This is a genomic window from Candidatus Accumulibacter sp. ACC012 (assembly GCF_907163155.1).
Lineage (GTDB): Bacteria > Pseudomonadota > Gammaproteobacteria > Burkholderiales > Rhodocyclaceae > Accumulibacter > Accumulibacter delftensis.
Genome location: NZ_CAJQUC010000009.1, coordinates 124,351 through 147,813 on the forward strand (window position 1 = coordinate 124,351; position 23,463 = coordinate 147,813).

Annotated in this window: 14 protein-coding genes; all 14 read left to right on the top strand. The window is 58.0% G+C overall.

What is annotated here, in order from left to right; translation table 11 throughout:
- Positions 1–63: 63 nt before the first annotated feature.
- The 14 genes from QZ648_RS11415 (at position 64) to QZ648_RS11480 (ending at position 23,443) form a co-directional block, all read left to right on the top strand.
- Positions 64–336 (top strand): hypothetical protein, encoded by a 273-nt coding sequence (locus QZ648_RS11415; RefSeq protein WP_043569162.1) that lies wholly within the window; start codon positions 64–66, stop codon positions 334–336.
- A gap of 5 nt (positions 337–341) precedes the next feature.
- On the top strand, positions 342–833 hold the full coding sequence (locus QZ648_RS11420; protein ID WP_169068419.1) for a FlhC family transcriptional regulator: 492 nt from the start codon (positions 342–344) through the stop codon (positions 831–833).
- Between the two features lie 168 nt (positions 834–1,001).
- The gene (locus QZ648_RS11425) at positions 1,002–1,571 is read left to right on the top strand and encodes a recombinase family protein (protein ID WP_291997095.1); all 570 of its coding nucleotides are present in this window, start codon (positions 1,002–1,004) and stop codon (positions 1,569–1,571) included.
- Positions 1,572–1,666: 95 nt separating this feature from the next.
- Positions 1,667–2,836 (top strand): cysteine desulfurase family protein, encoded by a 1,170-nt coding sequence (locus QZ648_RS11430; RefSeq protein ID WP_291997096.1) that lies wholly within the window; start codon positions 1,667–1,669, stop codon positions 2,834–2,836.
- On the top strand, positions 2,836–3,735 hold the full coding sequence (locus QZ648_RS11435; protein ID WP_291997097.1) for a DUF4007 family protein: 900 nt from the start codon (positions 2,836–2,838) through the stop codon (positions 3,733–3,735). Before QZ648_RS11430 ends, QZ648_RS11435 begins: the two co-directional genes overlap by 1 nt.
- 572 nt (positions 3,736–4,307) lie before the next feature.
- Positions 4,308–7,160, top strand: coding sequence for a hypothetical protein (locus QZ648_RS11440; RefSeq protein WP_291997098.1), 2,853 nt, complete (start codon positions 4,308–4,310; stop codon positions 7,158–7,160).
- Positions 7,153–7,959 carry a phosphoadenosine phosphosulfate reductase family protein gene (locus QZ648_RS11445; RefSeq protein WP_291997099.1) on the top strand — a complete coding sequence of 269 codons (807 nt, stop codon included), beginning with the start codon at positions 7,153–7,155 and terminating at the stop codon, positions 7,957–7,959. The genes QZ648_RS11440 and QZ648_RS11445 overlap by 8 nt, the downstream gene beginning before the upstream one ends.
- A 9-nt stretch (positions 7,960–7,968) precedes the next feature.
- Entirely contained in the window at positions 7,969–10,314 is a 2,346-nt protein-coding gene (locus tag QZ648_RS11450) for a hypothetical protein (RefSeq protein ID WP_291997100.1), read from the top strand.
- Positions 10,314–11,933, top strand: coding sequence for a hypothetical protein (locus QZ648_RS11455; RefSeq protein WP_291997101.1), 1,620 nt, complete (start codon positions 10,314–10,316; stop codon positions 11,931–11,933). Before QZ648_RS11450 ends, QZ648_RS11455 begins: the two co-directional genes overlap by 1 nt.
- A 56-nt stretch (positions 11,934–11,989) precedes the next feature.
- Positions 11,990–12,067 (top strand): DUF4160 domain-containing protein, encoded by a 78-nt coding sequence (locus QZ648_RS24955; protein WP_366144129.1) that lies wholly within the window; start codon positions 11,990–11,992, stop codon positions 12,065–12,067.
- Between the two features lie 106 nt (positions 12,068–12,173).
- The gene (locus QZ648_RS11465) at positions 12,174–12,446 is read left to right on the top strand and encodes a DUF2442 domain-containing protein (protein WP_291997102.1); all 273 of its coding nucleotides are present in this window, start codon (positions 12,174–12,176) and stop codon (positions 12,444–12,446) included.
- A gap of 206 nt (positions 12,447–12,652) precedes the next feature.
- Positions 12,653–18,046 (top strand): type IV secretion system DNA-binding domain-containing protein, encoded by a 5,394-nt coding sequence (locus tag QZ648_RS11470; protein ID WP_291997103.1) that lies wholly within the window; start codon positions 12,653–12,655, stop codon positions 18,044–18,046.
- A gap of 3 nt (positions 18,047–18,049) precedes the next feature.
- Complete coding sequence (locus QZ648_RS11475; protein ID WP_291997104.1) at positions 18,050–18,934, top strand: hypothetical protein; 885 nt, start codon at positions 18,050–18,052, stop codon at positions 18,932–18,934.
- 27 nt (positions 18,935–18,961) lie between these two features.
- Positions 18,962–23,443 (top strand): hypothetical protein, encoded by a 4,482-nt coding sequence (locus QZ648_RS11480; RefSeq protein WP_291997105.1) that lies wholly within the window; start codon positions 18,962–18,964, stop codon positions 23,441–23,443.
- The last annotated feature ends 20 nt before the right edge of the window (positions 23,444–23,463 follow it).

Consider the following 23,463-nt stretch of genomic DNA (forward strand, 5'->3'; position numbering starts at 1 on the left):
GTTGTACTATGCTTAAAGTGTAATATATAATGCGTTCATGTGGCAACTTCTTGATTGTCTATCATGGAAAAGCGCGACGTACTCAAAATCAACAGGCAGTTCCTGTTGCTCACGCGCCAGCTGGCGCGGGAGGGAAGGGCGGCAGAGATCATGACCGGCTTACCCCGTGCCGTGATCGAGAAGGTGGCCTCGCTCGACATGGACGAAATCGACGAGCTGGCGGAGACAGTCCCCGTGTCGCTTTACACCTTCCGATTGACGGACTCGGCGCTTGAGCGGCTGCTGCAGATGCCCAGGGATGCGAAAAGCACCTACGCCGAAGCGACGCTGCTCTAACGGTCATGTCGGCGCTGCTTGCTCTTGATGAGTTGGAAAACAGCCGGGTGGCCCATGAGCTGATCCGTTTGCGCCTGCGCGTGCCGATCGTTCATTACCTGACGAACATCCATCCAAAGCCGCTGCGCATGCGCTGGCGGCAGATCCACGGTGAAAGTCCACACAACGGGAAACTGCCGGACTCCGTCCGACCCTTCATCACCAACCCGATGATGCTGGCCAAGCTCTCCAGTTTCGTTGCCCTCTACAACCGTCTTGACGAGGGGGATGGCCGGTCGGTCACCGCAGCGATGCTGTTGTCGGCGTGGGAAGTGCATGGTCGTGTCGGCAGCGCTGGTCTGGACATCAATGCCGCGTGGTACGCGATCAGGGATGTGCGATCGCGGATCGTCGGCTGGGAGCGGTGTGCAAGGTGCCAGGCCATGTACATCTACGAGCCGAATGTGTCGCATGCGCGATCGTGCCCGTTTTGTCGGCTGGCGAGGGCGCGATGCTGAGGCGTTCTCTGCAAGGTAAAGCATCCGGTGGGCGAGGGCCGTGTCGCGCCAGGTTGTTGCACAAACGTTCCTTTGCGCAACGCGAAGCCAACGACCCCAACGCCAGGCCTTGCGGGTTGCAAAAACCTATTGCAAAATAGAAATGAATGGCAACAGGAATTTGCAATCATGCGCATCGGCTACGCCCGTGTTTCTACCCAAGATCAAGACACCGCACTTCAGATCGGAGCCCTTGAGTCCGCCGGGTGCGAAAGGGTCTTTCAGGAGAAAGCGTCTGGGGGCCGCTGGGACCGCCCGGAGCTGCATCGTCTGCTCGGGCATCTACGTAAGGGTGACGTCGTTGTCGTGTGGAAGCTCGATCGGCTTTCGCGTTCACTCAAAGACCTGCTCGTGACTCTCGAGAAGATTGATGGGGCAGGGGCCGACTTCCAGAGCCTGACCGAAGCGATTGATACCTCCACGCCCGCCGGACGAATGATGATGCAGATTGTCGGTTCGTTCGCCGAGTTCGAGCGCGCCATGTTGCGCGAGCGCACCCGGACGGGCCTCGACGCCGCCCGGCAGCAAGGCCGGATTGGGGGCCGTCGCGCGAAACTAACCTCTCAACAACAAAAGGAAGTGATCGACCTGGTCACGTCAGGCCGCAAGACCGGCGCCGACGCCGCCAGATTGTTTCGGGTACATCCTTCCACCGTGGTTCGACTGTTGGCAAAGCATCGTCATGAAACGGCAACTTAAGCTTGGCGTGCTTTATTTTCCGTTTTCTGCGATGGTCCCAGATAGCAAATCTTCCGGATAAGACGCACACTGTCGGGCGAGCGGAAAGGGCTCTTATGACAACAACGACCAAGCCACTCTATTTTGATACCGCGGCGACAACGCAGATGGCCCCCGAGGTATTGGCAGCGATGGTCGAATACTTGGGCAACGCAGCGACGTTCGCCAATCCGTCTTCCTCCGCCCACATTCCAGGGCGAGCCGCTTCTTCCATTGTCGAGATGGCTCGCTCGCAGATTGCCGCGGAGCTTGGCTGCGAGGCCGACGAAGTGATCTTCACCTCGGGCGCAACCGAGGCCAACAACATTGCATTGCGTGGTCTGGCGCTGGCCCACTCCGACCATGGTCGGCACCTCATTACCTCGAACATAGAGCACAAAGCGGTGCTCGCCTGCTGTGCGTCGCTGGAACATGAAGGGTTCGAGGTCACCTACCTCATGCCCAACAGCCGTGGATGGGTCGAGCCTGCGAAGATCGCCGCCGTCCTGAGACCAGACACCCTGTTAGTGTCCCTGATGCACACAAATAACGAGACCGGTGTGATGCAACCCATCAGTGAGGTTGCTGCATTAGCGGCCGAGCATGGGGTCCTATTGCACGTCGACGCGGCTCAAGCCGCCGGTAAATTTCGTATTGATCTGCAGCAAACGCCCATCGACCTTCTGTCGCTTTCAGCGCACAAATTTCACGGCCCGAAAGGTGTCGGCTGTTTGGTGGTGCGCAATCGTCGTCAACTGCGACTTCGGCCGCTGATGTATGGCGGTGGGCAGGAGTTCGGCCTACGGCCCGGGACTCTTGCCACGCACCAGATCGTCGGCCTTGCGGTCGCACTATCCCTCGCCGCGGATCGGCGCCTAGCCGATCTGGCCCGAGTCAGCGACCTCAAGCACCACTTCATCGAGTCCCTTGGGTCGCGGCTGCCTGTCCAGATCCACGGACAACCTCAAGACGCCTCCCCCTACATCGTTAATTTCTCGATTGCCGGTATTGGTAGCGACGCGTTGGTCAATCAACTCGCCAACGAGCTTGCCATCGCATCGGGCTCCGCATGCTCTTCAGGCACCGTGGATCCTTCCCATGTGCTCCGCGCCATGGGCGTAGAGGGTGATACCTTGTACGGCGCGGTGCGCTTAAGCTTTGATCGTAATCATTCCATCGACGATGTCTCCACCGCTGTGGAGCAGATTGTCGCCGCGGTACGCCGCATGCAGGAGCTGACAGCTTAGTGAAGTTGAATCGAAAACAATCCGCGTTTGGACGCCACGAGACCTTTCCATTGCGCTATGCCTGGTTAACAAAGGGTTGCGACGCGGTTCGGCAACAGCCAGATATTTTCAGCGATCCGGAGCGGGCGATGGTCGAGCTCGGCGTTGGCCGCAACATGGTCAATGCTATCCAGTACTGGCTTCAGGTCGCGCGCATCGTCGACTTCGCAGACGGTCGAGCAGAGGTGAGCGCGCTCGGGAACGCACTGTTGGGACCAAAGGGTGATCGCTATCTTGAAGACGAAGCAACACTGTGGGTCATCCATTGGATGATTGCCTCCAACGCCGAACTTGCAACCGGCTTTTTCTGGTTCTTCAACCGATTCGCCATGCCGCGATTTCGTGAGCCAGACATGCGGGAAGGCCTGAGCGAATTCGTTCAGCAAGAGTTCCATGTCACCCGGTCACAGAGCACCCTGAAATCCGATTGCTCGACCCTGCTGCGCATGTATGCCCCTGCGCCGGGGCAGAGCGAAGACCATCTCGACTCGCCCCTGGCCCAATTGAAGCTTATCGAAAGCGAGGAGGGGCGCGGCTATCACAGTCTGCGCAAGGTACGGCCGTTCCTGCCCCCGTTGGCGTTGCACTTCGCACTCGCGCAGCGTTTTTCTGAAGACCCCCAACAGGTCGCCCTCCCCGTGCGACTTCTTCTGTATGGCGGTGACGACTGGGCCGCCGTCGGGTCCGCCTTTCGACTTAGCGAGGAGGGTTTGATGGCAACCCTGGCCCAGGTCATGGCGTTGTACCCACACAATTACGAGCTACGCGACACTGCCGGCATGCACCAAATCTATCGCGGAAGCAAGATGAATGCACCTTTGGATATCCTCAGATCCTACTATCGGGGAGCATCCAAGTGAGCCTCACTACCCAGTCTGCATCTTTGCCATTGAGCCAAAGCATCCGCATACGGGCTACGTTCAGCCGCTCGATCAACCTCACTCGTGACAGTGAGTCGCTCGATCTGATTCGCAGCTATCTTCCTACCTCGCGAGCCATCGACGCTCTGCGACAGATTGCCGAGGGACTCTCAAGCGAGCGGGCGAGCCGCGCCCTGGCGTTGATTGGGCCTTATGGATCGGGCAAGTCTGCTTTCGGTCTGTTTCTCGGCGCCCTGCTTTCTGCGCCGAAGTCGGCGCTTCGGGACGCTGCATCTGCAAGCCTGCGAGCCACCGACCCCGGGTTGGCTGCGCACTTCGCCGGTACCGGCAGCGCCTCGGGCTTCCTGAGAGTCCAGATCAACGGCATTCCAGATTCCCTGACGCGCCAGCTGATGCTCGCCTTGGCTGGCGCCGCCGAACGTAGCGGTCTGGCCAGCACACTCGTCACCCGGATTCGGGCCGCTGCCCGAGCTGGCGTTGCCATGGACCATGTACTCGATCTGATCGGCTTCGTGCAGGAGGCCTGGGCAACAGCCGGTGGAGCGGGATTGTTGATCGAGATCGACGAACTCGGCAAATTTCTGGAATACGAGTCCTATCACCCGCAGCACCGCGAAATCCACTTGCTACAACTACTGGCCGAAAAAGCAGCCGAGGCCCATCCCGTGCCTTTGCACCTGATGGTCATGCTACACCAGGCGTTCGAGCACTATGGCAACCGGCTTGGAACGAGCCTTCGCGGCGAATGGCAGAAGGTGCAAGGACGCTTCAGTACCATCGCCTTCCTGGAACCAGCCGAACAGTCGCTGCGCGTTGTCGGCGCCGCCTTCGTTCGTGATGGACGACTCGCGCCCGAGGTGACGGCACGGCTCGCTAAGGCGGCTGAGCGGCTCACTACCGATGGCGCGTTGCCGCTCGGGATGGGCCAAGATCAGGCGCAAGACCTCTTCGATCGCTGTTATCCACTCCACCCCCTCACTCTGCTGATCCTGCCAGTACTTTGCCAGAAGGTCGCACAGAACGAGCGGACCTTATTTTCCTATCTTGCCAGTTCGGAGCCCTACGGCCTGCGTCAGCGGCTCGGGCAACTCGCCATGGGCGAGTGGATCGGTCCATGGGACCTCTACGATTACTTCGTCATGAACCAGGCCGCCGGTTTCTCGGACCCGCTCACCTATCATCGCTGGGTAGAAGTTATCACCGCACAAGAGCGCTTCGAGGGGGTCTGCGACGGCGACGATCCCGCTCTGCGTCTACTTAAAACCATCGGCCTTCTTAACCTCATCGGCGCCCAGCGTGGGCTCAAGGCGACACAACCGCTCCTGGAATTGGCATTCGGAGAGGCCACGGCACGCCTCCTTGCGCGCCTCGAAACCGCGTCCATCGTTCACTTCCGCAACTACTCCCGTGAGTACCGGGTGTGGCAGGGTAGCGACTTTGATCTCCACGGCGCCCTACAGCAGGCGGCCGCTGAGCAGTCCGCGCTGTCTCTGGCCGACACCTTGAACGGCTTAACTCCGTTGCGGCCCATCGTTGCCCGACGTGCTTCCATCGAGACCGGTACCCTTCGCACGTACATGCCAGCCTTCGCCTCCCTGGAACGCTGGCCACCGAAAGCCGTCGCCGGTGGCGAGTTGCCGCTATGGTTCTACCTGGCCGCTATCGACGAGCAGCCCGATCTATCGAAGACGCCAAAGCTCGGGGTGGTTGCCGTCTGCCGCTTTACCGAGCGCTTGCGCGAGGTGGTAGCCGAATGGACGGCACTCCAGGAGTTGCCGCGACATCACGCCGCCTTGCATCAGGATCCGGTCGCCCAGCGCGAGCACCAAGCCTGGTTGCTGAATGCTGAAACCGAGGCCACCCAGCTCATCCACACTTTGCTCGAAGTTCCTGAGGCCTTGAGCTGGTACTTCGGCGGCGAGCATCGCGCCATCCGCAGCCGCCGCGACCTGCAAGCACAGTTGTCTGCCTGGATAGAGGACACCTGTTATCCAGACGCGCCCCTAATCCGCAACGAACTGATCAATCGTGAACAACCTTCCGCCAGTGCCGCCACCGGGCGTAAGCGCTTGCTCGCCGCCATGCTGGCCGCTCCGGACCGCTATGGCTTGGGCATCGACAAGACGCCTGCGGAGATGAGCCTCTATCTTTCGCTACTCAAAGAGAGCGGTTTGCATGGAGTAGAGGCTGGTCGTTGGGATTTTTTCCCGCCCCCCAGCTACGATCCGTGTCGATTGCGTCCGGTATGGAATGCGATCTCCGATACTCTCGGTCGCGCTGGTGAGCGGCAAGTGGGGTTGCCCGAGATCTTTGCCAAGCTGCGCCAACCACCCTTCGGCGTGCGGCTCGGCGTCCTGCCCATCCTGATCGTTACCTACCTATTGGCGCATAGACGCGAGGTAGCCTTGTATCAAGAGGGTGCGTTCTGCGAGGCCTTGACCATCGACCAGGCCGAACTCCTTTGCCGCCGGCCGGCCCTTTTTGCGCTTGAACGCTTTGAGCTGGCCGGGCTGCGCGGCGGGCTTTTCGACAGCTACCTGAGTTCAGTGATTGGTAACCTGCGCAGTGATGCCACCTTGCTCGATATCGTCCGACCGCTGGTACGTTTCGCCTCTGACCTGCCCGAGTACAGTCAACATTGTGCTGGCCTGAGCCCCCAGGCGGTAGCGGTGCGTGGTGCCTTCTGCCAGGCCAAGAGTCCTGGTGCACTCCTGTTTGTGGCCTTGCCCCGTGCCTGCGGCGTCGCCCCGGAGGCCTTCGCTGCCAATGAGGTGGGCATTGTCGAAGGATTCATCCAACGTCTGATCCAGGTACTACGCGAGCTGCGGGATGCCTATCCCGTCTTATTGGCCAACTGGCAGCAGGAGATCGGGCAGGCTCTGCTAGGCGCCGAAGCTATTGAGCTTGCTGGCCTGCGTCAAACACTGGCCGAGCGCTATCGGGCACTCGACCGCTATTCACCGCAGCACAGCCCGATCGGCGCTTTCGCGCGCCGGCTGGTCGATAGCGGATACCCGACGGACGAGGCCTGGCTGGAATCCGTCATGACCCTGTTAGGCGGCGTTCCGCCTGCCAAATGGCGCGAATCAATCCGTATGCAGGCACAACTACGCCTTGCCGATTTCGCGAACCAGTTGCGCGATTTGGAGCTCTTGCGCCAGGCCATGCCTGACGCAGATTCCCCTAAGAACGCCCTCCTCGTGAAGCTCGTTGACCCGGAGCAGGGTGAGATCACCCGGATGGTGCGGCTCTCGTCCGCGCAACGCCAAGCCGCCGATGCTCATGCAGAGCGAATTGCCGCGGGCCTGACGACGCTCGACAATTCCTCCCAGTTCGCGGTAGTTGCCGCACTGCTGAAGCGTTTCACCGATAACCAGGCCAAAGGAGAACAGAATCATGATTGAGCCCAAGCCGAAAAAGCCGGTGCGTCACCTGCTTGGCTTGTCAGGAGGTAAAGACAGCTCTGCGCTGGCGATTTATCTCCGCGACAAAGTTCCGGAGATGGAGTATTTTTTTGCGGATACCGGCGCGGAACTTCCAGAAACGCTTGAGTTTGTCGACGTTCTCGAAGATTACCTTGGAAAGCCAATTAAGCGGCTTAACACTGGTCGCTCATTTGAGCATTATTTGAAATTAAATGGTAATTTTCTTCCGACAGCCAAGTCACGATGGTGCACTTCCGAGCTAAAAATCAAGCCATTCGAGGAGTATGTTGGAAGCGACGAAGCCATTACGTACGTGGCGATACGGGCTGACGAATCACATCGTCAGGGATACTTGTCCTCTAAGACAAACATTTCTGCCAGATACCCTTTCATAGAAGATGAGAAGAACGAAGAGGATATCAGAGAAATTCTGGATTCATCTGGAATCGGGATGCCGAAGTACTATGAGTGGAGAAGTCGATCAGGGTGTTATTTTTGTTTTTTTCAAAGAAAGGTGGAATGGGTCAACTTGTCGGAGCGCTATCCTATTTTGTTTGAACAGGCTAGAAAATATGAAGAATTTCACAGAGATCAAGGTAGAACGCATACTTGGTCACAAGGCGAGCGTCTGGATGACCTAGTGGCAAGATCAGGTGAAATTAAGGCAAACGCGGAGCAACAGGAGATCGCGGACGCCAAGAAGCCAAAAAAGCGACTTCTGGAAAGCCTAACCCAGTCAGATCGGCCCGATGATGGCTGCTTGATGTGCATTCTCTAGCGCTACACCATGGAAGACATCCTTGACACCTTGTTGAGTGTGCGGGTAAAAACACACGAAGGTTCATATCGGCCGAACAAACCTCTGCTGCTATTGGTTGCTCTGACTCGGTGCCAGCAAGGAAAAGAACGTCTGGCCCCATTTCATATTTATGAAGAGTCGTTGGCATTACTTTCGCCAGAATTCGGCAGTCTTAATGCGGTGTTTCCATTCGGCAGACTACCATCGGATGGCGTCTGGGAGATTTCCGCTGACGCGCAATTGGACAGAAATAGCTCAGGGGATTTGCTCAGATCGGAGTTGTTAAATAGGTCGGTTCGTGGGGGTTTTCCTCAAGCAATTTACGAGACGCTGTCTACAGATCATGAGTTGTTAATAGCTGCCTCAGTCGGCCTTCTAAAAAAATACATTCCTCCGGATAAGCACAGTTTAATAACATCAAAATTCGGTCTTTTGCTGCCCGAGACTCACTGCAAGATAAGCCAAGAAGATCATTCTTGCGCACATTCTCAATATAATTCAGTGAGTGTTGATTTTGCTGAGGCGAAAATGGTTAAAAGTCGAGGCATGGATCCCATTAATGGCTTTATTTCCTATCTCAACTCACTGCACAACCTAGGGTCGAGTGGCGCCAACGCCTTAGCAGAGTCGCAGGCGACAAGTCCGTATTTCGGCGAGTTATACGCCCCGTTTCCCCTGATCGACAAGCTCGCGGAGGCGCTGACAGACGGGGTGCCACGCATTGTGGTCCTCACCGGTCACGCGGGGGATGGCAAGTCAACGGTGGCGTTGGACGTCCTTAGGAAGCTTCGTGGCCTTCACCCAACTGCTCCGTTGGGGCAGCCGATGAAGGAGCGCGAAGACATTGATGCCGCACTAGTCAGTATTGTCAAGGACATGAGCGAGCTTAGTGCCGAACGCCGCCAACAATGGTTGCACGAAGCATTCAACAAACCCGGAAGCTGGCTAATCATCAGTAATACTGGCCCCCTGCTCAGTAGCCTGAAAGACTATGCCAAATTCGCAGGAATCGACCAAGGCATTGAGAATGCCATCCTTAATCGCCTGGATCGGCCACTCGACGGTACCTGCCTAGACACGCACACTCTGGATGGTTTCAAGAAAAAACTGGTGATCTTGAACCTCACACGATGGAATAACCTGGAACTGGTTGAAGGAATCCTGTCGCGCTTGGTGAACCATTCCGGTTGGGGGCAATGTGCGGGTTGCAGTGCCGAACCAGCCTGCCCACTGATGCTGAACCGCAAGGCTTTAAGGGACGCCGGCACAGTGGCGGGAGAACGAGTGCGCTGGATCTACCAACGTCTTGGCGCTTACGAGCAACGACTGACCTTGCGTCAGATCGTTGCTCAGTTGGCCATTGGTCTTACCGCGGGCATGAGTTGCGATGAGGCCTTTCAGGTGGTGGCAGAATCCACCGCGGAAGGGGTGGACAGGGGCAGCAAGGGGCTGGAGCAGATCCTGTTCAGCGAAAGCTTCTTCGGCTATCGCGGCGGCAAGCCGTGGTCTCAAGCCGAAGGGCTGCACGCAGTGGCGTTGGTGCGGCGGGCAACTTTCGGCGGCCCAGTGGCGGTGGATTTTGAGCGTAGACTGCCAGCCGATGCCGGGCAGGGCTGGGCCGACTTACCCCCCTCGCTGGAGTCTCTCGCTAATCGTTGGCGACAAGGAGCGGCAGATTCCTCCGGGGTGCGCTGGCGCTTTGCCTTGCGGCGCATGGTCTATCTCTTCGGAACCGTAGTGCCCGGCAAGGAGAAGTCAGCAGCGATTTTTCTCGATGCTTTCCTGCAATCCCCGAGTCTGCGCGAGCTTGATCATTGGCAAACAGCCGGCAATCTGACCCTGTCCCGTGGAGAGAACAAGCGTTTGCGAACGGCTTGCTTGCGAGTCCTGCTGGAGGTCTTCTCGGGCTTCAGTTCGGGCCAATTCCAGTTGCAGCATGACACCCTCTACTTGACGTTACGCCGCCCCGATCGGGCGGTGGTCCAGCCGACACAACTGGTCATCGAGACCCTGAGGTTTGAGGATTTCGGTTTGCGCTTCGATCGTGTACGGGGCCTCCTTTTATTAGGTTTCGACAAGGGCAGGGCCGAACTACCCCTATCCCTACCGCTGTTAGATTACATCCGCCGCCGCGATGCCGGTGAGCTAGGCAATGCTCTGTCACCGATCCATCAGGCTCAACTGGACTGCTTTCGCGCTAAGCTGCTTCGGGTGACAGCCGAGACACGACACAGCGACGACGAGATTGCGTTATTGCGTTCTGGAATAGATGGTGGGGTTCATCTCCATCGTTTCTTTTTGGATCGGGATCAGCGCATCTTGGAGCAAAATTGATGGCTACTTATAGTCAGGGTGGCGTAGCACAAGATATATTAGCGGACCGCTTCCCAGAAAACGGCGACAAAGGCATTCCAGCTGACTTGGCAAATCCAGCAATTCGTCTTTACGGTCGACGATTGTATAAAGACGAGACGCCAGTTGAGTACTTGGCCGAGTTCTTGTTAGTCTTCGCATCGCCAAAAGGACAAAATAAGGAAAATTCTTTTAGCCTGCGACTCCAGCCCGGAACCGGCCCATCTATCTACTGGCCAGAGGATCGAATCGCGCTTAAGCTGTTTTCCTTCTTCCCATCATCGAAACTCGATACTCGACACCAAGTTCATCAGGAGGAATATGTAAACTCCTTGGAGGATATTAAAGCGCGCATCACTGGTTCAAATGAAGAAAAGGAACAGGCAGTTCGGTTGCTTCAGAGCCTATTTTTCGGCTTTGTGGGAGTGGCGAAGACGAGGACTTGGGTGACGCACAGTTTCCTGCCAGCATCTGCATCCCTTCTTGCGCGGGAGGTAACTTGGAACCACTCGGCGGCCACGAAGAATTCCGTGACCGACTGGGACAGTTCAACCCACTACTTCGACAATAGCACTCACAACTTCTTCGGCAGGGGTGGTGAGTTGATTTTCCTACAACTAGCCAACCTTTTTTCCCGCGATGAATGGCCGGTTTTAGAGAATGTGCTAACTCTGAACGCCTACCATCACTTGTTGCCCCTTCAATTGCAAGAGCTTCGCGCTCGCGTTGAGAGTGGTCTTCAGGCGATTCTCACTGAAGCAATTGGGCCAATTGGAGGTTTGGTCACCTTCATAGAGTCAGCACTAGATACCTATAAACTTGAAAACCCAAAGAAATCTACAAAGCTTGGTTGGGTGCCCTCGGCTACGCTTCCTGAAGCTTTTTTGTTTGCGGCAGAAATGGATAACATTTGCAGATCTACGCTTGGGCCTCTAGAAAAATTGGAAGTACTACAAGCGCTGTTTGTCATGCATGTGCTGCGCAGTCTTTGCTTTCAGGCTCGCAGAATTGATGAAAATGAAATCGATACGGAAGGTTTCGTGGGCAATTACGTATGGGTAATCGCAAATTCAGAAGCGGCAAGTGGAACCCCAATGCGAAAAATTGCCCAGAACTCTTTTGAGCGTATCGATGGAATGCTTTATCGAGCATTGCGATCACCGCGTTTGGGTCACAACGGATCTATAGCGTCTAGCAAAGACCTGCGCAATGGCGATAACAACTGCTTTCAACATTTCAGGAAGTTCGCGAAAGCTATCGGCTTGGTCATCCCACGTACTGGCGGTGGGCAGCGATTTGTGCTTCCCCCATCGCTATTACGTTTTCTGGTCTCGGCCTTGGTGGCACCTGGTGAGCGGGTTCGTCTCTCGGATTTTTATGCGCGAGTCTTCGCTCACTATGGCATCGCCTTGGGTGATCGACAACTGGCCAGCGCTCTGTGCTGGAGCGGCGGTGAGTTTGGCGCGCGTGACTATGCGGTTTCCGCTGACACGGCCTGGATAGAGGAGGCTCTGAAGCAGGGCGGTTTCCTGGTGGAACTGTCCGATGCGGTATCCATCGTTCATAATCCAGATGGCGGCGAGGCGGAGAAAGAGAAGTAAGCTCAATAAGAGCTAGCAAAACTACGCCAACAATTTTAATAAGCGGCTGTTTTTTCTTGCATTTTTACTCGGATGAGGGTAACGAGCCTCCACACATTCATGTACGTGGCGCTGATTGCGAATGCAAGTTTTGACTGGCGCCGGTAGCTTTGGCCCGCAATCGCGGTTTGCTTCCCCGTGATTTGCTGGAAATCGAGCGACTGGTTTTTGAAAACGAACAAATATTGATCGAAAAATATCATGAATGCCATAGTCACTGAAACCGAAATCGTGGCAATTAGAGCTTGGGCCGAAAAGCGGTTCGTCTACCTTGAACTGACGGACGGACGGATCTACGGTTTTCCGGCAGATCGTTTCCGCATTCTTGGTCAAGCGTCTGAAGATCAGCTCAAGAAGGTTCAGGTTGAAGTGAATGGACATGCGCTGAGATGGGAAGAGCCTGATGAGGACTTGACCGTTGCCGGTGTCGTCGCGGGAAGATTTCAACTTCCTTTGCCTAGACAGGTGGCCTAAGTCGGCGTCAGGAAGCTCAGCGACCAATGCGGCAACTCAAAGCCAAGCTGCTTCCGGAAGAGTCTTGCGCGTCTCACGCAGAAATATCGTCTGATACGACTAGGAAACCACAGTTGGCTCCGGACTAGGCCCATGAATCAAATAACCACCAGGACGGTCTTCGGGGTGGCCATCGTCCCTAGTCCAGTGAGCAAGGAGCACCGGGCATGAACCTTTATATCGAATCACTGGCAGCTTATCTGATCGGCGAATGGGATCGTACGCTGAAGGCAGCGGACGGATCACACGAAGCCAGGTTTGTCGTCGAGAGCCTGGCTCCAGAGGGCGTCTTTGCATTGTTCCATGCCCTGGACGCCCATCGGTTGATCTGGCTCCAGCAACAGAGCATCACCTGCCATTTCCGGGTCGCCACCAGTTTATGGCGTGACTGGTGCTCTAGCCCCGCGGCGGAGGCACAACTGCACCAAAAGATGGCCGCACTGGGCGCCTTGGGGCCGGATGGCGAACGGCTGTGGATCGATGAAGAGGATCGCCTGACCTGGTACCGTAACCGCACCTCCGGCGACGAGGGCGACGAGGGCGTGGATGGCCTGGTGGTGGTGCTGGTGGGGTTGAACCACGCGACAGACCAGGGCGGACTGGCAGATTTCCACAGGGTCGACGAGTCGCGGATCTGGCAGGAAATGGGGCAGAGTTTCGTGCCTTGGCTGCGACGCATTAACGTGCGCCTCGATCTGAACGCTGGCGACTCCGAGCTGGAGGAATTCGACGCAGTACTTCAGCAGTTGTTCCAAGTGCGGCCGTTGCGTCTGGGCAAGTTGGCCGAATTTCTGGAGCAACAGGTCATCGTCGATGGCGAGTACTACAGCTTTGGTGATTTCACCGAGCGCTTCTTTAAGCAACTTCCGGCTTGGGGAATCCCGCCGCTGTTCGTCGACGGTCTGGGCGCTGAACTGCGTGGTAGAAAGGGGGCCGCAGCCCTGAAGGAGGCCGATGCATTCATCTCGCATCAGCGCTACAAGACTCCCGCGGGGCAAAAAAGGGACTGGCTGAAGATCGAAAGAATGTTAGGGGAAGCAGGTGTAGAAATTCCCGCAACCTTGGGGGGTGAGGCGATCTACAAGGATTTGGGTGCCTATCGTGAAACCCTGCACGCCTTCATCCATGAAGCCAATGCTGACGCTCGTGCGCGGTTGTTGCGTACGGACTTAATGCAGTTGCTGCGTAGCCTGAAAAGGGAACTGGCGGCAAACGGTGACGGCCCGAAGAAGATCCTGGCGTTTACCGGTATGAGTTTCGAGGCCCTGCTCGAGGGCATCTGGCGCGCCCTTGAGGAATTTTCCAGGAAGTGCGGCCAACAGAGCATGGCCGAGCAACTGGCCTGGATCCATGTGGATCTGATACGCTTCGATCACGATCTCGCCGCAGATGCGGACGAAGGCATTGGCGCAGCAGATCTGGCGCGAGAACTCTTGCGAGGCTGCCTCGGAGGGCTGGATAAGGTCTTCGAGGAAGTCGATTGCCGGTTGCCGCTGGACGAGGACCAGGCGACTCTCCCGCGCACCCAATGGACTCGTCAGGTACCCGTCATCCTGGATCTGGCACTGGATACTCTGACGGTTGGCGTCAGCCGGGCGCGTCCGAGCGTGCAGTTCAAGGTCAGTATTGCCGGTATCGGTAACGACCAACCCTTGGAGGCGGTCTTCCGGTGGGTGCTCGGTCCTACCCAGCCGGAGCGCGTACTCTTCGAGTCCGCCGCAATCGTTCGCGCGCGCTGGGCACAGTCCCCAAACCCGGCACGACTGCTGCCGGCCTTCCGCATCCCGTCGGTGCACATGACGGCGCTGTATTTCGCCGCCGACGAGAACGAGGCTAACCGATTGGTCATCCAGGCGATGACCGATCTCGAAGTGATCGATCTGCTGGAGGGTTTGTCCAGCGCGCAGATGGATGCCAGTCTCTGGAGCTCAACCACCAATCTGAATACGGGTCTGATCGCGCGCTATCGCGCCTGGCTTGATGCGATCGTTACAGCAGGCTACTACAGCGCCCGCGCAGAACGTTTGCCTGCATTGCTGGCTGCCTTCGATGACTTGGCCGCGAAGGTGCTTGATAGCAATTTGCTCGGCGGCAGCGAGTTGCTGCGCCGGCTCTACAAGGCGTTTCTGCTGGTAGACGAGCGGACCGATGCGAACGATCCCTATCTGCCGGCGGCCATCGCCTGGGGCCTGAGTCCGGCAGTGCTGGAACTAACCCAGGCGCGGGTCCGCTTTCTGGCCGACGGATTTCCAGAGGCGGTGGGCGAGTTGGCGCTGGGCAGGCAGGGCAAGCGGGCCTTCGAGCGGCTTTTGGATCTGGCTCAGATCCATCGCCCGCTGGCAGCCCTGGTCGTCGCGCCGAATGGGCATCTGTCCGCCTCGATAAAGTCTTTCGGCCTGCTGCACTACCTGGGATCCGAGCCGTCTGCTGACAAGAGCCTGGCGGTGCAGGCGCTGTTGCGCGACGAGGAAGGCGACGACGACGAGGACGTGAGCGATATCGTGCGCTCGTGCGAAGAGCAGGATCTGGTGTCTCGTGTGCTGGGCGACTACCAGCAGCTTTATCCTTTCGCCGAAGATGGACTGCGCATCCTGGCCGTCAATGTGCGCGATCTGCGCACCATCCTGGCCGGGGTCGATCACTTCCTCGAAGGCTACCTCAAGCGGACTTCCGCCGACTGGCCAGCGTTCCATTGCACGGTGATGGTCTATTCGACTTCATCGTCACCAATGGCTATGGAGAAACGCTTGACCCAGTGGCGCAACCATGTGGTGGAATTCCAGCGGGAGAAGGGCCGACAAGTCATCCTGTCGGTTGGCCATCGCTACGCGCCTAAAGACCAGGTCATCGAACTGCTGAAGCAGGAAAAGCGGAGCTACGACATCGCTTTTCTGTTTCACTTTTTGCGCGGTGACTTGGTTGGTCGTGCGATTGCGGCATTGCCCTTCGAGTTCAACTTTGAAGGCTGGGGCGGCGTGCAGTTTCCCATCGCGGAGTATCCGCGCCCGATCCAGCATGGGGACGGCTATCGTCGCCAGAGTCTGCTCAGCAACCGTCGGCTGCGCACCCAGGCTCGTCACGCCGATCTGTCGGCGAAACTGAACTACGACGGCAGTAGGGGCCACGATCATTTGATCATTGGTCAGGTCGACTACGAGCCCTGGGCGCGCGTCGTCGAGACCTTGCACAGGAGCGCGCAATGGGTGGCGTGCGTCGATTCCTTCGTGGACAAGCGTCTGTTGTGCAGCGGAGACAGTCAGCAACAGCGCAAGATCGTCGGCTTTACCTCCGGACTCGGCGCCTACGGCGAGCTTAATCTGACCATTTCCACCGAGCAGGACACGCTGAAACAACTGACCGATCAGGTGGCAGGAAAACTGAGCGGGTTGCTGCCCTTGGCTCAGCCGGGTGGATTCGAGGCGATGGCAGCGCGGGTAGTCGGCGAGGCAGAGGAAGTCATTGGTCTGGCATCTCTACGAGCGGTGGTCGGCGCCGACGAGCGTATCCGCGAGGTCGTTGGATTCGCCGCCATCCGGCGCGCGTTGGCGTCCCCTCCCGGTCAGATGTCGCAATTGTTGCCGGTGGATTCGCTTTCCCATTGGTTTTCTGGCGACGACGTTACTCTCAGGCCGGACCTCTTGCAGCTGACGCTGGAGGTACGCCCAGACGACATTCCACTAGTGCGTGCTGTGGTGCTTGAGTGCAAGCTGGCCCAGCAAAATCCGGTCCATCTCGCCAAGGCCAAAGAGCAGGTGCAGGAGGGATTGCGCCATTTGACTGGCTTGCTCGCCCCCAAGCACGGCGATCTGCGGCGTCTGGGATTCGATCGGCGCTATTGGTGGGCACAACTGCATCGGGCGATCACGTCAAGGTCAGTCGTCAATCTCCCAGAGCAAGAGTTAAAGGCGCTCGATAAAGCCTTGGAAAGCTTGGCTGAGGGCCAGTTCGAGATCCGCTGGCAGGCTGTCATCTTCACTTTCTGGACCAACGAGGCGGGATCACTGCCCGTGATTACGCCGCTACCTCTGCACGCAGGGACGATCGATCCACCGTTCGAGGTTCCTGAAGGATTTGCCATTCGACACCTGGCGCTGGGATATCAGGGGCTGGCCGCACTGTTCGCCGAGGCACGCCCTCTGCCGTTGATCAAAGCCGATGGACCGGCGATTTATCTGCGACCGGGGCCGACGGGCACCTCTGGCCCGACCGCGACGGAACACCAGCATCAGGTGTCGGTGGAGCCCGTTCCACCAGAAGGACTACCCGATACGCCAAACACTCCAACGACTCAACAGGTTCTGCAGAAAACTGATTCTTCACTCCCACCCGAAGCGACAGCAACGCTCTCAAGTACATCCGGCGGCCAAGCTGTGCCGGTGAGTATTCCGCACGTGGCAGCGGCACTCGCCGCACCTCTGGCGGTTATCGTGGATGCATTCCCGCTCCCGGACCGGATACTGATCGGTACGCGGAGCAACGGCGAGCCAGCGTACTGGCACTTTGGTCATCCGCAGTTGGATAACCGCCACATGCTCATCTTCGGCACTTCCGGATCCGGGAAAACCTACGGCATTCAGTGCCTGCTGGCGGAGATGGCCCAGCAGCACCTGCGCTCTCTGATTGTCGACTACACGGACGGATTCCTGCCCCAACAGGTGGAGCCTCGCTTCTCGACCGTGGCGGCACCCAAGAACCACTTTATCGTGACCGAGCGGCTGCCGCTGAATCCGTTCCGTAGGCAGCGTCAGATCATCGACCCGTCCATTCCAGCGATCAACGAGAGCCCCTATCAAGTCGCCACTCGAATCGAGAGTATTTTTGCATCGGTATTCGCAATGGGCGATCAACAATCCGCGGCCTTGATTCGTGTGCTGCAGGCAGGCATTGAAGAGGAGCCTGACTTTGTTTTGGACGGCATTCTGCCGCGACTGCGCGCCGACAGCCAGAACGGTGAATCCCTGGCCAATAAGCTCGAACCATTGATCAAGTCGGAGCCCTTCCGGCCGGGTGAGGAATCGGCTTGGGAGGGAATGCTGAGCTCGCCGGCTAATTGGGTGCATGTCTTGCAGTTGAAAGGGCTGGCTCGCGAGATTCAGAAGATGGTCACCGAGTTTGCGCTGTGGGACCTGTGGGACTACGTCCAGAATACCGGCAGCAAGGATCGCCCGATCCCCGTAGTCCTGGACGAGATCCAGAACCTCGATCACAGCAGTGATTCGCCCATCGACAAGATGCTCCGCGAGGGGCGCAAGTTCGGGCTGGCGTTGATGTTGGCGACACAAACCATGAGCCAGCTCACTCAGGAGCAGCGAGACCGCCTGTTCCTGGCCGGGCACAAACTGATCTTCAAGCCGGCGACGACGGAGATCGACCGCTTCGCGCAGCTACTCGCGCAGTCATCGGCAGGGCTTTCGAAAGCAGAGTGGGGGCAGCGCTTGGCCAACTTGGAGAAGGGCCAATGTTGGTCGCTCGGGCGAGTATTGAAGTCTGGTGGGACGTTCAAAGAGGAGGCGGTGCTGGTCTCCGTCACGCCTTTGGAAAAACGTTACTTTGGGGGCTGACAGATGGCCGAATTCGACGCCGGCCTGACATCTTTGCCGCTCAACTTCCCGCAGGCCTTCCTGCCCGACCGGCGCTTACTAGCCCGCTTGCTCCCCTTTGCTGCGGCGAACAACGGCGGCGATAAAGTGCAGATCGGGGCTGAGACCGGCATCCCCACCGGGCAGAGTACCGGCAAAGTGGAGCCGATGATCCACTATGCGCGAGGAATGGGGCTGGTTGCAGCGAGCAAGAATGTGGGTCGTTGGCGCTTGTCCTTGACACCGCTTGGCCGCGTCGTCTTCTCAGAGGATCCGTATCTGAGTCAGCCGGTAACATTGTGGTTGCTGCACCTGCTGCTATGCCGGCGCCGAGGACTAACTGATCCGGCTACCGGCGTCGCCGACCCCTGGTTTGCCCTCTTCGCAGAGGGTGGCCTGCGTCTCGGCAAGAATTTCGATCAGCCTGCCTATCTGGCCTATCTGACCGAGCGTCATGGCGTAAAGGGCTATCTGAAGTCGCTTTCGGGATTGGTCCTGCGGAGCTACGTGGAAGCGACCTGTTTTGGACCGCTGAATGCCTTTTCGGTGGAGCCCTCCGGCAGCCAAAGCGTCTATCTGAGACGCGCTGCTCCAGACGAGCGCAGTCATTTTCCTGCTTATGCTGCGTACTTCTTCCTGGTCTGGGATGAACTTTACGGTGATCAATATCAGCTTGCCATGGATGAGTTCTTCACTCAGACGCGTTGCCTAGCCATTCTGGGCTGGGAGCGTGGGGCGGCAACACGTTGGCTTGACTGGATGGCGGATCGGGGCTTGATTCAGCTCGATCGGCAAACTGGGGGCACCCTGGCCCTTCGGCTGCGGGACTCCGAGCTGGTTCTGTCGGGTATTTACGACGAGCTGATTTGAGCTGCGCTTTAACACGTAGGGAACCTGATGGACATTGGGCAAGTTATCCATTTTCACGACGAGCGATTTTTCGACGGCGCGGTCCAGTTAGGGTGGCTACAGCGGCGGCTTGAGCAAGCGCGGCAGGCAGCTAGCGCCTTTGTCTTTCACGGCCCGCGCTACCACGGTGCGGTGGATGCTGAGCGCGAAGGCGTTGAGGGTGCGTATCGACTCAAAGACACTGCGAGCTTCATGCGTGATCTACTCGCGTCGATGCACGCCGGGGCCGAAGGTCGCGAGGTCAACCCTTACTGGCTAGTGGTGGCTGGTTATGGTGCCGGCAAATCTCACCTCGCCTTGACCTGCGCTACCCTACTTTCGGCACCAGGCGAGGCAACGGCGCATGCGATTGTCAAGCAGATCGCTATGTCGGATGCGGAGATCGGGGCGACGGTGACTCGGCAGGTCGCGGAGATGCAAAAGCCCGCTCTGGTGCTGCCGTTGGACGGCATGGCGGGATTTCATCTGGGCAACGCCCTGAGTCGAGCCGTGTTCAAGCAGTTGGCTTACCACGGTGTCGACGCTGAGGCCATTCGTTGCCTGTCCCCACGTTTTCAAACTGCCGGCCAATTCGTCGAGCGGAACTTCGCAGTTCGATCCGATCGCTTTGCCGTAGGTCTGCCCGACCTCAACGCCGAGCAGATCCAGGAGCGTCTTCAACAGAACGAAGAAGAAGTGTATTCGGCGGTCGACGAGCTGTACATCGAGGCGAATGGCCATCCGATTCCGGTAGAGGGTCAAGAGTCGGCCCAGGAGTTGATCGATACCCTGTGCAACGCCTACTGCGGCCCCGATGGACCGTTCTCGCACGTGGTGATCCTGTTTGACGAGCTAGGGCGTTACCTGGAGTACGCGGCGGAGAAGCCGCAACTTGCCGGGGACGCCGCGCTGCAACAGATCTTCCAAGGCGTGCAGGATAACAGCACCAAGGTTCGCTTCGTCGGTTTCATTCAGTATGAGCTGAAGGCGTATTTGAAGCGTTTCAGCGGTGGCGATCTTCGTCAATTGCAGCGCTATGTGACGCGTTTCGATACGGCGGATAAATGGTATCTGTCGACCAACCTGGAAACCATCTTTGCTCACATGATCGGCAAAGATGAGGTGGCCCTAGCCGAGCTTTGGGAGCAGACCCACGCCGAGCGCAAGAACGAAGTGACGCGGCAGCATTTGGCCGAGTGTCTACCTGGTTTCTCGCGCTTTCCCGTCTGGAATGAACGGGAACGGTTTGCTCGGGTCATCGGTCAGGGCTGTTGGCCGCTGCATCCGTTTGCCGTGTGGTTCCTGACCCGGCAACGCGACCTAGTGCAGTCCCGATCGGCGCTGACTTTCATCAAGGAGATGATCGAGCGTATCTCCGGCGAGAGCGCAGTAGTCGATGGACGACTTCGTCAAGTTAGCGCGGCCGATCTCGTCGTGGGAAGCATGCTGCCGGAACTCGTATCTGCCGAGCGCGAGACCGGGGGGGTCACTGCCGAGACGTTGCAGGCGCTGCTTGAAAAGTTTAGCGGGCATCTAGATAGCCGGCAGCAATTGGTGCTGGCCGGCGTTGCCGTGCTTGAGAAGACGCGCATTGGCAAACAACAGCAGCCAATGGCCAATTCCCTATTGTGCGAGGCTACCGCCTTGGAGCCTACAGCCTTGCCGGCCCTCCTGGGCACGCTCTCGGAGCTTGGCGCGGTTGAATGGAATGGCGATCTCGGCCAATACGAACTGTTGAGCGACGGCGCTACCCGGGGACAGTTCCAGCAGTTAGTGCGCGCGCAACAGGTCGGTTTCAATGCCGCTGGGGTTCGTGACCTGTTCGTCCGTTGCGGCGCGGCGGATTTAGAGCTGGTCGACATCACGTCGGACTTCGCTCAAAGCCGCGAAATCTCTACCCCGGATTGGTTTTTCGAAGCGCGGCTCGCCCATGCCAATACCGTCGAGAACGCGATCCAGGCTGCCTTTCAGGAGTGGCAGAGAGCGATCTTGCCAAAGGATGCCAAAGGCAAGCTGATCTACCTCTATCTCCACTCGGATGACGACGCGTTAGCCGTTGGCGAGCATGTGCGGAAATGCATGTGCGAAGGACTTGTGCAGACTGGCCAACCGCAGGCACCGATCTGGGTCATCGCACTCGTGGATCGGAGAGGAGGGCTCGCAGAGCACATCGTTCGCCTGCATCTGTTCAACGAAAAGCTATCCGCTGGTGATCAGGAGCGCTTCCGTCGGTTTATCCCTGACGAGCGTGAGCGTAGCCGCAGGGCGCTGAAGGATGACGTTCAGGAGGCGGTCAGCGAGCGGCGCTACTGGATTGCCGGGTTTGACATGATCCCAGCGGGGCGTTTGGGCGTTATCGGCCGGGAGATCTTCGCCAAAGTTTACCCGCAAGCCCTGCCGTTTCCATTCGATGGCTTCACTAGTGCAGCGGGCGGTGGTGCGGCCGACGCCACCCAGTTGGCACGTGCTCTGATCGCTCGGCAGGTCACCGGCCCTTGGGTACAGTCGCTACCAAGGAGGCTGCAAAACAGAGTGGATGCAGTCTTGATCGAGAGCTGGCAGGCATTGCGGCGGACAGGAGAGCTTATTCCGCCATTGGAAACTCGCGTCAAGATTCCTTTCAAGTGGTTGGAGCAAGCCCATCAAGATAATCCGCAGCGCACGTTGTTGGCGTCTTACGGCGAACTGATCGCACCACCTTATGGCCTCAACTCATCCTCAGCCGGCCTGCTCTTGGGGTTGCTTCTGGGCTTGGACAATCCGCCCAGGCGCATCGAGCAGGACGGTGAGCTCGTCGCCTCCGCTGATTGGCTCAGGTCCGCATTCCCAAGTAGACCAGGGAAACATCATCTCGACGAGGCTGTTCTGGCAAGAAGCCGTGTACGTTTTCTTGCGGCCGACAGCGAGAACCGCTGGCGAAACCTGCTACAGCGTTGGGATGCGGAGCAGAACTACGTCACGAAGGTCAAACTAGCTCGTGAGGCTGCGCAGATGCGCCAGATCGATCCTCTGCCGGAGACTCTCGAGGGCAACTACAACTATCTTCGCGACGCTTCAAATGAGATGACCGAGATAGTCTTGGCCATGAACAACAGAATAAAGGAATGGGAGCGGGGAATTGAGCTGGCTACGGTAACGGCGAGTGTCGAGCACGCGCTCAGGTTAGGCGGTCAGGTGCTGGATCAACGGAATCACATGCAAAATAGTCCCCATTGGCCGGAGACATATGTGAATGAATGCAACAGCCTGTTGAGCTTTGCGAAGGAAGTGATCACCGAGCATATCGCCGCTTGGATTCCTCGCCAAGGTTGCCAAAGTGCCGCCCAGGTCGCGGACTTCCGACGCAGCACCCAGAACCAGGCGAAATGGCTGTTGGGGTTGGGCTTCGCCGCGCAGGCACAAGCGCTGGACCAGCAGGCCCAGCGCTGCATCCATACTGTCGAAGCGCGGCAGCGTTTCGCTCTAACCTTGGCCCAATGCAACGACTATCCTCGTCAGCCTGAACCGACGGACTCGACGTCGGTTCGGAGTCTGCGCGATGAAATAGCACTCGGCGACAGTCTTGTTTTGGGACTACAGGGGGCAGCGGGCACGCTAGCGCCGGAGGAGATCGCCGCACATATCAACGCAATTCAGCAGCGTCAGATCAGACTGAAAGCGGCATGTCAGCGGCAGGCGGACGCCCTTGCTACCGTCTATGAGTTGCGCCTGGAAACCCACGACGAACTTCAGGAGACTTTAACGAAGGTCAATCGGCTCAGGAATATCTTCGTGGGAACCCGGGATGAGAGCGAAGTCAGTGCCATTGCAGCCCAACTCGAACGCATTTTGTCCGATACCGGGTCATGGGACATTGGCGATGTGTCGGTAGACCGCCTTGAGGATTTGCTGACGCACCATTGTGAACTTCAACTGGTCGGGATGAAGGCCTTTCTGGAGGGCAAGGAGATGGAGCCTGCGTGGGATATGGCAGCGATCTACCAATCCCTTGCGGATGAGCGTATGGAAGCGGCTCGGCGACGGTCCGCGGAATGGGTCAGCCCTAGATTGGCGCTGGCATCCCAGGTAGCTTCCCTCGATCGAACCCGATGCACAGCCCTTGAGAGAGAATTGAGTGCGGCACCAGCCTATCTTGCGGCACAGCATGCCGCTGAGGTGGGTGAGTTGCTGGCGGCAGTTCAGCGCCGCAGGGCTGATTTGGACGAGTTCGAACGCCGAGCCAAGATTGCTGCTTGGCAACAGATCTACCTCGATATCCCAGATGTCGAGCGCTTGGATGCCCAAACTACCGAGCGATTGTTGGAACGGATCCGAACACCCCCTTGCGAGCTTCGACCAGAAGAACAGTCACAGGTCGCGCTGGTCGTCGCGGGTCTCACGGCGCACTTGGATCGGTTGAGCTTGGACGATCTATTCGCGAGGATTGAGCGCCTGTTGGAAGCACAGCAGCGTCAACTTCTTGTACGCCTATCTGCCTTACTGGGGCAATAGGGGGAAACACGGGCTGAGCA

Coding starts and splice junctions, on each gene's coding strand:
- QZ648_RS11415 (WP_043569162.1), top strand. CDS start 64: ATGGAAAAGCGCGACGTACTCAAAATCAACAGGCAGTTCCTGTTGCTC.
- QZ648_RS11420 (WP_169068419.1), top strand. CDS start 342: ATGTCGGCGCTGCTTGCTCTTGATGAGTTGGAAAACAGCCGGGTGGCC.
- QZ648_RS11425 (WP_291997095.1), top strand. CDS start 1,002: ATGCGCATCGGCTACGCCCGTGTTTCTACCCAAGATCAAGACACCGCA.
- QZ648_RS11430 (WP_291997096.1), top strand. CDS start 1,667: ATGACAACAACGACCAAGCCACTCTATTTTGATACCGCGGCGACAACG.
- QZ648_RS11445 (WP_291997099.1), top strand. CDS start 7,153: ATGATTGAGCCCAAGCCGAAAAAGCCGGTGCGTCACCTGCTTGGCTTG.
- QZ648_RS11450 (WP_291997100.1), top strand. CDS start 7,969: ATGGAAGACATCCTTGACACCTTGTTGAGTGTGCGGGTAAAAACACAC.
- QZ648_RS11455 (WP_291997101.1), top strand. CDS start 10,314: ATGGCTACTTATAGTCAGGGTGGCGTAGCACAAGATATATTAGCGGAC.
- QZ648_RS11465 (WP_291997102.1), top strand. CDS start 12,174: ATGAATGCCATAGTCACTGAAACCGAAATCGTGGCAATTAGAGCTTGG.
- QZ648_RS11470 (WP_291997103.1), top strand. CDS start 12,653: ATGAACCTTTATATCGAATCACTGGCAGCTTATCTGATCGGCGAATGG.
- QZ648_RS11475 (WP_291997104.1), top strand. CDS start 18,050: ATGGCCGAATTCGACGCCGGCCTGACATCTTTGCCGCTCAACTTCCCG.
- QZ648_RS11480 (WP_291997105.1), top strand. CDS start 18,962: ATGGACATTGGGCAAGTTATCCATTTTCACGACGAGCGATTTTTCGAC.